A 12,977-nucleotide genomic window follows, 5' to 3' on the forward strand; every position below is an offset into this window, starting at 1 on the left:
GAGCAAAGTTTTTAATATATGTCTGGGCTGCTCGACCTAACGATCAGGCAATTGCGGGCGCTTGCGGCACTATCGGCCAACGGCAGCATCACGGCGGCTGCCAACAAGCTCAATCTCACGCAGCCTGCGGTGACGCTGCAGTTGCGCAAACTTCAAGATCTGGCGGGACTGCCGTTGCTTCAACGTACCAGCGACGGAATGTTGCTCACCGGAGCAGGGCGAGAGGTCCTTGCGTTGCATGGACGCATAGAGGCTGCCATGTCGTCCTGTGCGACCTCACTGGATATGATTGCAGGCCGAACCGGTGGTCGCGTATCGATTGGCGCGGTTAGCACTGCGAAATATTTCGTCCCTTTTGCCATCGCCGCATTTTCAAAACTTCATCCCAAGATCGATATTAGCCTGTCGATCGGCAATCGTCAGGAGATCCGTCAAGCGCTGCGCGGCTACGAACTCGATTTCGCGATCATGGGCCGCCCGCCGCCGGACGTTGAGGTGGAAACTCATCTGATCGGCGATCACCCCCACATCATCGTTGCGCCGAGGGGGCACTGGCTCGCGCAGGATTTCGGTCTGGCCGCAGTAGATCTCACCCACGAAACCTTCCTCACGCGCGAACAGGGTTCGGGGACGAGGATGCTCATGGAACAACTGTTTTCTGACACGGAGCTTCAGCCGACTGTCGGTATGGAGATGAGCAGTAATGAGACAATTAAGCAGGCGGTGATCGCCGGTCTCGGGATTGCGTTCATCTCCGCGCATACCGTCGCGACTGAACTTGAAGACGGACGGTTGGTGGCTCTTGATGTCGCTGGCTTGCCCGTCGTTCGGCAATGGTTTGTGGTCAGGAGGCAAGACAAGGTGCTGCTACCTCCGGCACAAGCTATGCTTGATTTTCTGAGAGCTGAAGGCTCGCGCTTTCTTCCCGGGATGCCGGGAAAAGCGCTTTAGACTAGAAGTGCGATGGCCGAGAAGGGAACCGCAGCATAACGCCCTCAGAATTGTCCGGCGAGCGTCAGGCGAATCGCCAGCGGTTCGACCGGATGCAGCACGCGGTCCATCACCCCGGTCTGGCAAACCACAGCCGGCGCCGTCGGCGCCCCCGCGGCAGGAAAGCACATTGCAAATAACGAATCCGATTTGATCAGCGAACCATAGGCATAAGTGATCTGGTCGGATCGGCTATTGAGCAAATTGAAACCGTCGAGTTGCACGCGCCATCCGTTCTCGAAGCGGTAGCCCAGCCTTCCGTTAAGGAGCCCGGTTGCCGGAGATACAAAGGCTCGGTCCTCCGTAAGAGGTCGTGGTCCGAAATAACGATAGCGTAGGCCGGAAAACCACCCGGTTTTCTCGCCGAGCGTGATACCCGCAGAAGCGATCATGCTGGGAGCGCCGGGAATGTAGTTGCCGGGCGCGTTGCCAATCTGCGCCGCGGGGAAGCCGGCCAGCGATGCATACAGGGCGGCTTGATCCGGATCGTCGCCCCGGAAGCGCGCATGCGTCATGGCAATGTCCCCCTCCAGGCTGAGCCACGACACCGGCCGAAAATCGTTGGTCCATTCGATCCCATAGCGGCGGCTCGGCCGGCTGGCCTCAGTGTCGCCGGCGTCGCCGGAAAACAGGATTTCAGATGCCGAGTCGAGCATGAACAGGCTGACCGCGCTGGTCAGGCCTGGGATGGCCTTGGTGCGCAGGCCGACTTCCGCGCCACGGGTCTTGACCAGAAACGGCGAGGCCTGCAACGCAGAACCATCGGTGGGCGATTCCGTGATCGTCACTCCGCGGGCGTCGTTGCTGTGAAATCCCTCGCCGGCGTTGACGAAGAATTCGGTCTTGGCGAATGGGCCCAGCACGACACCGAATTTTGGGCTGCCGATCGCCGCACTGGCATTGCCGGAATTGGCCGGGGCGAAATAGGAATTGACCGAGGTCTGGTAGAAGTCGCCGCGCCAGCCGACATTGGTTCGCAGCCAGTCGGTCCAGTGCAGCGTGTTCTGCACAAACACGCCGACGCTGCCCTCGCGCACCGCATCGCTGCGAATCGGCGACAGGAATTGGCGCTGCACGGTGTTATTCAGGTCCAGCCTGATATCGTCGTAGCGGCTCTGCACGCCGAATTCAGTTTCCATCGGCAGGCCGGCAAACTGGTTCTTGAAGGTGTGCGACGCGTTGATGCCGCCCAGGATGCGGTCATCGTGCTGATGAAATTGATCGCCGTTGACGGGATCGGCGAGAAAATACGTGAAGTTGTTCCAGAGATTGAGCGAACTCTTAATGACGTAGAAATTAGCTTTCGATGCCCCCCCGGCGTCGGTTTGCGCCCAGCGCCCCGACAGCGAGAAGCGGTCGGAATTGCCGCCGTCGCTGGGATCGAACGCGCCATAGAGGCCGATCTGCCCGGATGCCACCGCGCGCGATGGTATCTGGTCGGTGGAATTCCACTTGTTCGCATAGGCCATGCCGGTCAGCGAGAAGCCGTCCTCGAAAGTGCCCTGGCTGTAGCGCATCACGCCGTTCAGCTTGCGCAGATTGTCCGGATTGTCCCACGGGCCGTTGTAGGTGTTGACCTCACCCGCGACCAGCAGGGTGCCCTCACCCACTTTGGCGGAGGTGACGCCAAGACCCCGGCGATAGCCGAAGCTGCCAATGGTCATCGACGCCATGGTCCTGATGCTGTCGAGTAGGTTGATGTGAACCGAGCCGACTGAAGAGAAATCGCCTTCGTCGGCGAAATAAGGGCCTTTCCGGATATCGACCGAGCGGATCAATTCCGGAATCAGAAAGTTGAGGTCGGCATAGCCCTGCCCGTGCGCGTGTGTACGCATGTTGACGGGCATGCCGTCGATCGAAATCGCCAGATCGGTGCCATGATCGAGGTTGAAGCCGCGCAGGAAATACTGGTTGGCCTTGCCGTCGCCGCTGTGCTGCGTGACGATCAGGCCGGGCACGACTTCAAGCGCTTCGACAGGCCGAGAAAACGGCCGCGCATTGACCTCCTCGCCGCTGACATTTTTTGCGCTCGACGATGTGATCGGCGGCGCCGCAGCCCCCAGGCCGTTCGCGACAGGAACGGCGTTGGAGACAGCGGCGACCGGGCTTTGGATCGGGTTACGCTTTGATTGCCCGCGTTTAGCGGCGTCGTTCTTTCGTTTAAGATTGGTGTCCTGGCGCCACCGAGGTGCGTTGACCTCAATGGCAGGAAGCTCAGTGGGTCTGGCGTTCTGTGCCGATGCGCTCGATACGACGTCAGCCAGACAAGCCATCAACACTGCGCCGCACCCGCATGCACACCGATGGATCACTTGAAGCGCCGTCGGCGACCGGCGCGATGAACGGATCGGCTCCCCAACCGAAGTGAACCCGCTCGAAGATGCCCGCATAGCCGTCCCCAATCGTAGCCTCCCGTAACGAGAAACACACAAGGATCGGCGTCTTATTTGCGTGACAATGGCCGACTTGATGTATGAATCCTCGATGTCAGGCCCGTGTTCTGGCCCGACACGAACCGCACGCTGACATAGCGAGTATGATATTGTCAATACTTCAGCATACTCTTTGCAACCGGCAGGAGAATCGAATTGCAGCGCATCACGATCACTCTCGACGACGACCTGATGGACGACCTTGATCGCATGATCGCCGAACACGGCTATCAGAACCGTTCCGAGGCGATCCGCGATTTCACCCGCGCCGGCATGCAGCAGGCCGCGCAAAAGATGGGAAACTCCGGAGAATGCGTCGCCGCATTGGTCTACGTCTACGACCATGCCGCGCGCGATCTGTCGCGCCGCCTGGTGGAGAATTACCACGGGCACCACGATCTCTCGATGGCGACACTTCACGTTCACCTCGACGACGACAACTGCATGGAGGTAACTGCCTTGAAGGGTATTGGCTCAGAAGTTCAGCATTTCGCCGAACACATCATCGCCGAGCGCGGTGTGCGTTACGGCCGGCTGGTGATGATACCGACCGAGGATGGCAAGAAGACCGCCTCAACTCGCAAAGCAAGTAACCATCGGCACCGCTGATGTCCGGCCAACCCTATGCCTCGGTGTTCGCGCGACGACGGGAAAACTTCCGGCTCCCGTCGCGCGATCATCCCTCGCCGCCTATATGCTTCCGGCGGATACGCCGCACCACGGACCAGATCGTCAACGCCGCAATCGGCACAAAGGTGGCGATGACAAGATTCGGCTCGACCGGAAGCTTTCCGGTGTCGTGTGCAGCCTTGGCGAGATATCCGAATAGTCCCACGACATAATATGTGATCGCAGCGACCGACAACCCCTCGACCGTGGTCTGCAAGCGCAACTGCAGGCGGGTGCGGGCGTTCATCGATTGCAGTAATTCCTGATTCTGCTGCTCAAGTTCAACATCGACGCGGGTTCGCAGAAGATTGGCGGCACGCGATAGCTTGGCCGAGAGATTGGCCTGCCGCGCCTCCAGCGTGACGCATGTACGCATGGCCGGCGCCATTCGGCGCGCCAGGAACGAGGACCATGTCGGGAATTCACCGAGCTTCCGCTCGCCGATCGTTACTAGCCGCTGTTGGACGATTTCCTCATAGGCCCGGCTGGCACCAAAACGAAACACGCTCGCCGCAGCACCTGCTTCAACTTCCGCAGCGAGTTCAGTCAATTCGTTCAGCAAATGGCGATTACTGGAAAGATCATTTGCATTGCGCATCTCATCGGTCACCTCGGCGAGCCGCCGTTCGATCATACTGATCGAAGGCGCGAGCCGTCGAGCTTCCGGCAAACCAAGAAAGGCAAGTGTGCGATAGGTTTCAATCTCGATGACGCGCTGAACGAGCGCTCCCGCGCGCTCCGGACTCATCCCGCGGTCGATGATAAGGATACGCACGAAGCCCGAAGTTTCAGTTTGAAAATCCGTGGCATAAACAGCCTTACCGTCAGAATTCTCGGCAACTGCAAGGCTTGTACGCTGAAACAATTGCTGCGGGATAGTGCGTTCGGCATTTTCGGACAGAAGGTGCAGATTGACCGCCACCAACAAGGGGCCGGGCTGAGGAACAAGCGCCATCGGCGATGCAAGCGATGCAGCACTCGGCTCGAATGGTCTCGTATCGGCTTCAGACGAGATTTCCCAGCTATAGGTCGTGAATTCGGAATGCTGCTCCCAGCGCAAGCGAAGCTCTCCGAACGACACGCGATGGTATTTTTCTTCTGGCGACGGTGCGGCGATGCCGTGCACTACGCAAAATTCAACAAAATTCGCTCTATCTGTCTGCGCACGTCCGCCCGAGGTATCGAACGCAAAGTGAAGGATTCGGCTCGGAACAGAAATCGATGTGAACGGCCGAGCGTGCAACTCACTTAAAACCGCCGCGCGCAACGGATGGGTCGTTAAGCCGACGGCATTGTTATCGCCAATAGAGACAACGTCACTCACAACGGCGTTCCGCTATACGATTTCGAATGCCATCGCATAAAACAATTCATCAAGCGTTACCGTTTCCCGCTGCTAGCGTTCGGCCACCGTTGGTAGCGCAGGCGCATGTGCCAGCCTTCAAAGGTCGAACTGCAGAATTTTCGCCCACTAGAGACTAGCGTCATAGGCGACGTTATACGAATTATCTCTAACCGAATTCAAGGTATTCACAACGGAGCGACCTGTTCAGCAAGAGCGGCACATTTGAATGCGGTCACAAGGGCTGTTAGCTGTTTGGGTAAACGTATTCGCTTTACGACTAACGCAGCCTCCGTCAGGTATGTTCGAGAGCGGGCCACGCAGATGTATTGACAACCTATCTGGCTGAACCATCAGGCAGTTACGCGAAGAGAACGAGCGCCGCAATCCAATCCCGACTTTCGCTTACGCTCTTCACAGCAAAGATAATTTACATCTGATTGGCGGCGGCTATGCGAGCGCCCTGCAAAGATCCTTTACACGTCGGCGCCGTCAGACCTGGCCATCTTTCTCCAGCGAGGGTTAGTAATCCATGCCGAAGCGTTTTGCCGTACCCATCATCAATACTTGGCGGCGTCAATCGGCAAGGGTAGAAGACAACTGAGAGCTAACTCAAACGTTGTGCACTTCCCTTCGAAGGCAGAGGTGATGGTAGAGCATGGACAATGACTCGAGACTACCAAGCACACCCTTTGTTGCGCGAGCATCGACCGTCGGTCTCCAACATCTCCGATATGCCGTAGCGGCCGCAGATCACGGCAGTTTTCGGCGAGCGGCGGATGCGTTGCTGCTCCGGCAATCAACCTTGAGTCGCTGTATTCGCCAGCTCGAAGGCTCAATTGGTATTGTGGTCTTCGACCGGTCAAGCGGTGGCGTTCGAGCCACTGAAACCGGTCGTACTTTTCTTCGAGAGGCCCGATCGATCCTGGGACAACTGGACGCATTGATCGCGGCCACACAAACCAGCGGGCGTGGCGAGGCAGGGCGACTCACGATCGGTTTCTATACATCACTCTCGGCCGGGAACCTGCGCGCGACCCTACTGGATTTCAAACAGCGGTTTCCGCAGGTCGAACTTGGAACAGTCGAGAGATCACGGATGCAACTCGTCACCTCGTTGCGGCATGGCGCATTGGATATTGCGATCGTCACCGGCGAGGCGGCTCTCGAAAGTAACAACGTCTTGCCGCTATGGAGCGAACGTGTCTTGGTCGCATTGCCGGAAAATCATTCCCTGGCAGACCGAGACACAATTTATTGGACCGACCTTCGGAGTAAGATCGTTCTGCTGAGTCAATACGATCCGGGCCGAGAACTTGAGGACCTTCTGATGTCGAAGCTCGTCTCCCCTGAGGACCGCCCTAAAATCGAACGCCATGACGTCAGCCGTGCGATCATTAAGAGCCTCGTGAGTGTGGGGTTCGGCATCAGCCTAGTGACTGAATCTGACATTGGCGCAAGCTTTTCGGGACTGATTTATCGGGACCTACGCGATGGCGCCGGAGCGAGCCGAATCGGCTATTCTGCTCATTGGAGGTCAGATAACGACAACCCGGCGCTGGCGAGTTTTCTTAGATTTCTCGGAGAGCGCTATCCTTCACCGTCCTAAGCCGTTTGATTCATGCGCCGAGCTTTTCCGAAGGCGCGGTCAACGGCCATGAGCCGCACCAGCATCGGTGCGATGAGTTTGGAGGGATCGGCGATTGGCTGCTCGCTTTCACGAGCTGGCACGGTGGCATAGGCACTCAGATCGCGATGCACGGCGGGCGAGCTCTCGCTGGGGCCGCGGCGAAGCGCCTGGATAATATCGCCGTTGTTGCCGTATCCGAGCCCGCACCCATTGCACATCCAACGCGGAGCAACGTGGAGAGAAGTGCCGCTCTGAACAAAGCGTCCCAGTGATTGTCGACCTCATCCTCGAGACCCGCATAACCGGCTGCATCAGCGCCAGGCTGACGCTCCAACACGATGAAACGACCGTTCGGCATAACCAGGCGAGTCCAAACCAGCAGTTTTCTCACGCTGCCGAGCGTGCGCTATCCGGTACCCGCCAGTTGCTGGGTCGCTCGGCGGGTCTTTGCAAACGCGCGATCGGTCGCCATAAATCGCGCGAGCATGGGCGCGATCAGTTTGCCCGGGTCAGCAATCGACCGTCCGGTTTCTCTTCCAAGGGCATCGGCGTAAGCGAGCAGGTCACGGTGCACGGCCGCCGGAAGTTCTACCGCTAACTTTACTGGTTTGTCGTCTACGATCGAGCCGAGTTTAAGTTTTGCCATCTCCCTATCCTTTATACGGCTCAAGCACCAAATCGCGGTTCACGATCACACGGACTGGGAAACCCGCCCGAATAGCGAGGGTAGGCTGGATATTGAGATTTCGCCGAACCACCTGTTGTCCCGTTTGATTTAGGGAGTCTCCTGCCCCACGACGCAGCGCCTGAATAATATTGCTGTCGTTACCGCTAGAACCGAGTTCGGTGCCAACGCTCAACAAAGTCGAGAGCGCCGCGCCTTTGAACAGTTCGAGCCAGTGATTGTCGACCTCATCCTGAAGGCCAGCGTAACCACCAGCATCGGCTCCGGGTTGGCGTTCGAGCACAATAGAGCGACCATTTGGCATTAAGAGCCGGGTCCAAACCAGGAGGACGCGTGACTGCCCGAAGGCGACTTGGCTGTCGTAGATCCCGATCAATCGGGCGCCTTGTGGGATCAACCGCGCTCGCCCGGTCGGCGTGTCATAAACATTTTCTGTAACCTGCGCGGTGATTTGGCCCGGCATATCTGAGCGGATCCCGGTGATGAGAGCGCCCGGAATGATTGTGCCGGCTTGGACCACGAAGGGGGACGCCGGCCTCGCCAAGCGATCGGGACTGGTGGTTCGGCGATCGACAGGCGCGTTGACGAATGCGAGCTTCCGATCCTGACCGTTCTGAGAGAAAACCTCGTCCGACGACGACGCTGCGTTTGCTGATGCTTCATTGGACGTAGAGTTCGCGCCCGATGGCCGAATATTCGTGGCGGCGAATACTTTGCTAGTACGAGCCGCCTCCGACTCTTGGTTCACTCGTTGCTGTTCTGAATCAACTGCGAGCGGACCGGATTGGTTTTGTGCAGCGACAATCGGACGGCCGAGATCACCCGGCAGCGGCGGTCCGAGTCGCGGAGCTTCCCGGGGCATTCCGGCGTAGTCTTTTGGCAGGCTGGAGAGTTGATCTGCTACGTTGTGGTGATCGGTCGAGTAGGAATCATCCGAGGCAGGCGCACGCCTTTGACCGGTTTGCAGGGCCCAGAAGATAGCACCAGAGATGAAGGTAAGCGCCACAGCCGTGCCTCCGACCAGAGCTTTGCGCGAGAGGCGCGAAACCCGAGCACGATCGGGCCGAAGCCGGAAGGAGTTCTCAACCTCCACCTCGGGCTGCGGCTTATCATTGGTGCGGCTTGCGACCTTGCCCTCAGCATCAGTCATTGAGGCCTCCCATCTGTTCGGATGATGCGCACCTTTTGTTGATCTTCACCGCCTAGCCGCAGTTCGGCGGCTGCAAATAGCCGATCGACGATGAGTGCATTTCCGAACGCTCGGTAATTGACGAGCGCCGTTTTGCCGTCCGAGTTGATGACGAACAGCGGCGGCATCTCGCCTTGGCCAATACCAGGCGACAATTCGATGTAGACTTTGCGTCCATCGTCATAGGCATTGACAGGGCGCCAGGGCGGGTTGTCTCCTTCGAAGCGATAGCGATAGCGCCGCTGGGCAGGACCCGGAATAAACGGCTTCAGCGAGAGAGCACGATCGCGCGCAGCTCGATCCTCAGGATAGAACCAGGAGACTGAAGGCATGTATGGCTTTTCACGGGAGCGGAGTTCGATCAGATAGGTCCGCCGATCTGTGTTGAGAATTAGGTTGGTTTCGATGGCCGCCCGGGTCGGCTTGACCATGATATGGACCCGCCGTGTGTCCCCGCTCCCACTCTCGGTATCGCCGACGACCCAACGCACTGTGTCGCCGGCAGCAACAGGTCCCGAGCCGATCAACTGCTCTCCCGGCTCCAACGCAATATCGGTAATCTGTCCTGGTGCGGCATAAACTTGATAAAGCGCGCCGGAGCTATATGGAAATACCTGAACGGCGTTGAAGTAGCCTGCCTTCCTGGGCTGAACGCGAGCCGCATCATTGGCGCTGTCAATCCGCTCAATCGGCTCCCTGGCTTCCTTTTCCTTGCCGCCGCGCGCGGGTGTCCAGGCGGGCGGCACGTGAAGTGATCGCGGACGATCGTCCGCCAACTGCGGCTGATCGGGAGGCGCCGGGATTTCGTCGTCATAACTGATTTGCGGCGGCTTGAATGTTGTGCAGCCCGAGAGAGTATAGGCGCAGATCAGAAGAGCTGAGAGCCTCTTTCCAGTTTTCTTTGGCGGTGACATGAGGGCTGTCAGTATCACTGTCCAAGCTCCTTTGACCAATTGATGGCGTTGACGTAGATGCCGAGTGGATTTTTCCGCAGTCGGTCGACATCGCGCGGCGGTTGGATGACGACGGCGAGGATCGCGCTCCAGCGATCGGTCGCGGCAAGCTGGCCGTTCTCGTAGCGACGTTCCGTCCAGGCCAGGCGAAAGCTGTCGGGTGATGCTCTGATGACGCTGGACACTTCAACCGCGACCTGGGTTTTGCCAAGCTTCGCGAACGGATCGTTGTTACGCGCGAAATCGTTCAGCGCAGCGGCGCCCCGATTCGTTGTAAAATCGTAGGCGCGGAGCCAATCTTCGCGCAGGACGATGGCGTCCATGGGAAGGCCGCGAACGTGCTCGATAAAGCGAGCGAGGTAGAAGGCGATCTGAGAATCGGACGCCTGATAGGTTGAACTCGCCGGCTCGACCGCCCTAGCTTCCCCAAGACGATCAACCTCAACCACCCATGGAGTAATCGTCCCTTGCGACGACTCCCAGGCGAGAGCAGCGGCGAATCCTGCGGCAAGCGCCAGACACGCAAAGGCCATCAAGCGCCAGTTCTTGGCCTGGACGCGGGCAGAGCCGATCCGATCGTCCCAGACCTGAGCGGCTCTTTGATAAGGAGTAGTCGGCTCTGGTGTGCGGCCATAATGAACAGCCGATCGTTTGAACATGCTTGACCTCTTGAAAGAAAGAAGAGTGATTGCCGGCGGGCCGGTGATGCGTTTCGGGCGGCAGCTTCAAAACCTCGATTTCAATGATCAGGATTTGAGAGATCGACGGAGGCGCCGCCTCCGCCGTGATCGCCCGAGCGAACCGCTTGTGTGGCCGTTGAGACCCCATGACTGATCGTTTGTGCGCGCTTCATGCGACGTACCCAGGCAGGCGCATCGGCATTGCCGGCATCGCCCGAGGCACCGCTTTCCTTTCCAGATTGAGCCGCGGCCCCTCGCAAGGGACTGGCCGCGCTGGAGGCGCTCGCCTCACCGGATAGCCCGCCCGATCGGATTGCGGACGCGGCGCCGCCAGCCAAAGCACTCCCTCCCCGAGCCGCTCCCCCGACTGCGCCGGCGGCGAGGCCGGCCCCGCCTGCCGCGAGAGCGGCGCCGGCAGCAACCACGCCACCTGCCGCCATCGCCGTACCGACCGCAGCACCAGCGCCAAGCTGTGGTCCGCCGGACACAATGCCATTGGCAATACCGGGGCCAAAGATGCCAAGGCCCAACATAGAGAGGGCCGCCAGCACCAGCGCCATCGCATTTTCGATGGTGGGCTGATTGCCACCGAACCCAGACGTGAACTGGGAGAACAGGGTCGATCCGATGCCTACGATGATCGCGAGCACCAAGACCTTGATGCCCGACGAGATGACGTTCCCGAGAACCCGTTCAGCGGCGAAGGTGGTCTTTCCGAACAGACCGAAAGGGATCAGAACGAAGCCTGCCAGCGTCGTCAGCTTGAACTCGATCAGGGTGATGAAGAGCTGTATGGCGACGATGAAGAATGCGAGCAGCACCACGATCCAGGCAAACAGCAGCACCACGATCTGAACGAAATTTTCGAAAAAGCTGACGTAGCCCATCAGCCCGGAAATGGAGTCGAGGATCGGCCGACCAGCATCGAGGCCGACCTGAGCGATCCTCCCGGGCCTCAGGAAGTCGGCTGACGACAGACCCGTTCCCGAGGCCTTGAGCCCTAGCATTACAGTTGCCGTTTTGTTTTGAGGTGGGCGCGCCGAGCGATCGCCTGATGAGCTCTGCGCCAGAGTGACCATGCGATGATGTGGGCGGGCTTGATCCGCTTTCGCGCGAGCCTGATGGCGATGCGCCGAATTTCCTGGATTGACCATCGGATCAACGACGGGGCGGCACTGGCTTTGCTTTTGCCGTGGTCCGGCGTTGTGTTTTTTTGGGCTGCGGCGGATTGGCATGATGGCGGATCACCGCCATCATGGCGAAGGCGAGCATGGCCATGGAAACGTGGCGATGCCAGCCATGCCAGGACCGGCTCTCATTGTGGTCGAGCCCGAACTCGTTTTTGGCGGTCTCAAAGCTGTCCTCGATCGCCCAGCGATGGCCTTCGACTGCGACCAGCGTTTCGATGGTTGTCCCTGCCGGGCACCAGGTCGTGAAGAAGGCAAGATCGCCATCGGCGATGCGGCGACGGATCAGCAGGCCGCGTGTCCACAAACCGTCATTGGCGCTGTTGAACTGCCCGGCATCGAGATCGGCCAGTTCGCGATAGCACCAATCATGCAGCCGCGGTCCTTTGGTTCCGTCCCCTGCCGACAGTCGTTTCCAGTCGGACGAGCGCCGCGTCGCGGCGATGTCCGCGGCGGTGCCAGAGATTGATCGCCGCTTGCCCCAGGAATTGAATACGTGAGCGCTGTTGACTCCGAGGACATAGCCTTTTCCTGCCTGGCGTAGTTGCTGTTCGATGTCGCCAACACCGTAGACCGTATCGCCGGCAACCCACTTGAATGGGACGGACGCTGCTATCGCGCGTGCGATCATTCTCGTCGCAAGCTTCGGTTTGGTCGCAAAACCTGTGTCGGCAGGCACGTATGTGGCTTCCAGACGATCGGGATCGTCGGTCCATTGCTTCGGAAGATACAGCGCGCGATCGATGAACGCATGACCGTGGCGCGAAACGTAGCTGGCGAAGACGCCGATCTGGCAGTTCGTGATCTTGCCTGCCGAACCGGTGTATTGCCGCGCCACGCCGCATGACGCCTTGCCCTGCTTGAGAAAACCGGTCTCGTCGATGACGAGGACCGCGTCGTCGTCCGCCAAATGCTCGATGACATAGTCGCGAACAATATCCCGCAAGCCATCCGCATCCCAATCCCTGCGCCCCAGGATTGCCTGTTGCCGCCAAGGGCCGGGATCGCCAGCCGCCTCCGCCCGCATCCACCCGGTCTTGCGTTGCTCTGCGCCCAGCAGACCTTCCAGGAACAAACCCGCGTTCCTCGCAACGCGATCTTGATTGAACAACGGACGTATCCGCTTCTTGATCTCACGAAGCGACACCGCCCATAACGCAAGCGTCTCTTCAATCGACGCAGCCTGCGTCCACGATCTTCGAATCATGGTTGCCCATGGA

At 59.1% G+C, this 12,977-nt stretch carries 12 protein-coding genes and 1 pseudogene; 3 read left to right on the top strand and 10 right to left on the bottom strand.

Annotated features, from left to right (window positions below; all coding sequences use genetic code 11):
* Window positions 1-18: 18 nt before the first annotated feature.
* Window positions 19-951 (top strand): LysR family transcriptional regulator, encoded by a 933-nt coding sequence (locus AC3WLX_RS30140; RefSeq protein ID WP_061027984.1) that lies wholly within the window; start codon window positions 19-21, stop codon window positions 949-951.
* A 44-nt stretch (window positions 952-995) separates the two neighbouring features.
* Here AC3WLX_RS30140 and AC3WLX_RS30145 read toward each other — a convergent pair whose 3' ends face one another.
* Window positions 996-3,263 (bottom strand): TonB-dependent receptor, encoded by a 2,268-nt coding sequence (locus AC3WLX_RS30145; protein WP_082770583.1) that lies wholly within the window; start codon window positions 3,261-3,263, stop codon window positions 996-998.
* A 315-nt stretch (window positions 3,264-3,578) separates the two neighbouring features.
* On the opposite strand from AC3WLX_RS30145, the gene nikR reads away from it, so the two are divergent.
* The gene (gene nikR / locus AC3WLX_RS30150; protein WP_061027985.1) at window positions 3,579-4,031 is read left to right on the top strand and encodes a nickel-responsive transcriptional regulator NikR; all 453 of its coding nucleotides are present in this window, start codon (window positions 3,579-3,581) and stop codon (window positions 4,029-4,031) included.
* A gap of 67 nt (window positions 4,032-4,098) precedes the next feature.
* Here nikR and AC3WLX_RS30155 read toward each other — a convergent pair whose 3' ends face one another.
* Window positions 4,099-5,415, bottom strand: coding sequence for a DUF3422 family protein (locus tag AC3WLX_RS30155; RefSeq protein WP_061027986.1), 1,317 nt, complete (start codon window positions 5,413-5,415; stop codon window positions 4,099-4,101).
* Between the two features lie 676 nt (window positions 5,416-6,091).
* Between AC3WLX_RS30155 and AC3WLX_RS30160 the strand changes: the two genes are divergently transcribed.
* Window positions 6,092-7,042: a LysR family transcriptional regulator gene (locus tag AC3WLX_RS30160; RefSeq protein ID WP_061027987.1), complete on the top strand. Its 951-nt coding sequence runs from the start codon at window positions 6,092-6,094 to the stop codon at window positions 7,040-7,042.
* Here AC3WLX_RS30160 and AC3WLX_RS30165 read toward each other — a convergent pair.
* From AC3WLX_RS30165 to AC3WLX_RS30200, 8 genes and pseudogenes are all read right to left on the bottom strand, one after another.
* Complete coding sequence (locus tag AC3WLX_RS30165; protein WP_422867776.1) at window positions 7,039-7,164, bottom strand: DUF2274 domain-containing protein; 126 nt, start codon at window positions 7,162-7,164, stop codon at window positions 7,039-7,041. The genes AC3WLX_RS30160 and AC3WLX_RS30165 overlap by 4 nt on opposite strands.
* Window positions 7,153-7,466, bottom strand: a pseudogene (locus AC3WLX_RS30170) (TrbI/VirB10 family protein); the annotation flags it as partial. The pseudogene AC3WLX_RS30170 and the gene AC3WLX_RS30165, both read right to left, overlap by 12 nt.
* Window positions 7,467-7,469: 3 nt before the next feature.
* A complete protein-coding gene (locus AC3WLX_RS30175; RefSeq protein ID WP_061027988.1) occupies window positions 7,470-7,709 on the bottom strand; it encodes a DUF2274 domain-containing protein in 240 nt (79 codons plus the stop codon).
* Window positions 7,710-7,713: 4 nt separating this feature from the next.
* Window positions 7,714-8,898, bottom strand: coding sequence for a TraB/TrbI/VirB10 family type IV secretion system protein (locus AC3WLX_RS30180; RefSeq protein ID WP_061027989.1), 1,185 nt, complete (start codon window positions 8,896-8,898; stop codon window positions 7,714-7,716).
* A complete protein-coding gene (trbG, locus tag AC3WLX_RS30185; protein ID WP_156457302.1) occupies window positions 8,895-9,851 on the bottom strand; it encodes a P-type conjugative transfer protein TrbG in 957 nt (318 codons plus the stop codon). Before trbG ends, AC3WLX_RS30180 begins: the two co-directional genes overlap by 4 nt.
* Window positions 9,852-9,865: 14 nt before the next feature.
* The gene (trbF, locus tag AC3WLX_RS30190; protein WP_061027990.1) at window positions 9,866-10,549 is read right to left on the bottom strand and encodes a conjugal transfer protein TrbF; all 684 of its coding nucleotides are present in this window, start codon (window positions 10,547-10,549) and stop codon (window positions 9,866-9,868) included.
* Window positions 10,550-10,629: 80 nt separating this feature from the next.
* Window positions 10,630-11,805: a P-type conjugative transfer protein TrbL gene (trbL, locus tag AC3WLX_RS30195; RefSeq protein ID WP_245325476.1), complete on the bottom strand. Its 1,176-nt coding sequence runs from the start codon at window positions 11,803-11,805 to the stop codon at window positions 10,630-10,632.
* A complete protein-coding gene (locus tag AC3WLX_RS30200) occupies window positions 11,729-12,964 on the bottom strand; it encodes an IS701 family transposase (protein WP_061027991.1) in 1,236 nt (411 codons plus the stop codon). Before AC3WLX_RS30200 ends, trbL begins: the two co-directional genes overlap by 77 nt.
* Between the last annotated feature and the right edge of the window lie 13 nt (window positions 12,965-12,977).

It is taken from the genome of Bradyrhizobium sp. FW305-F6 (assembly GCF_058782905.1).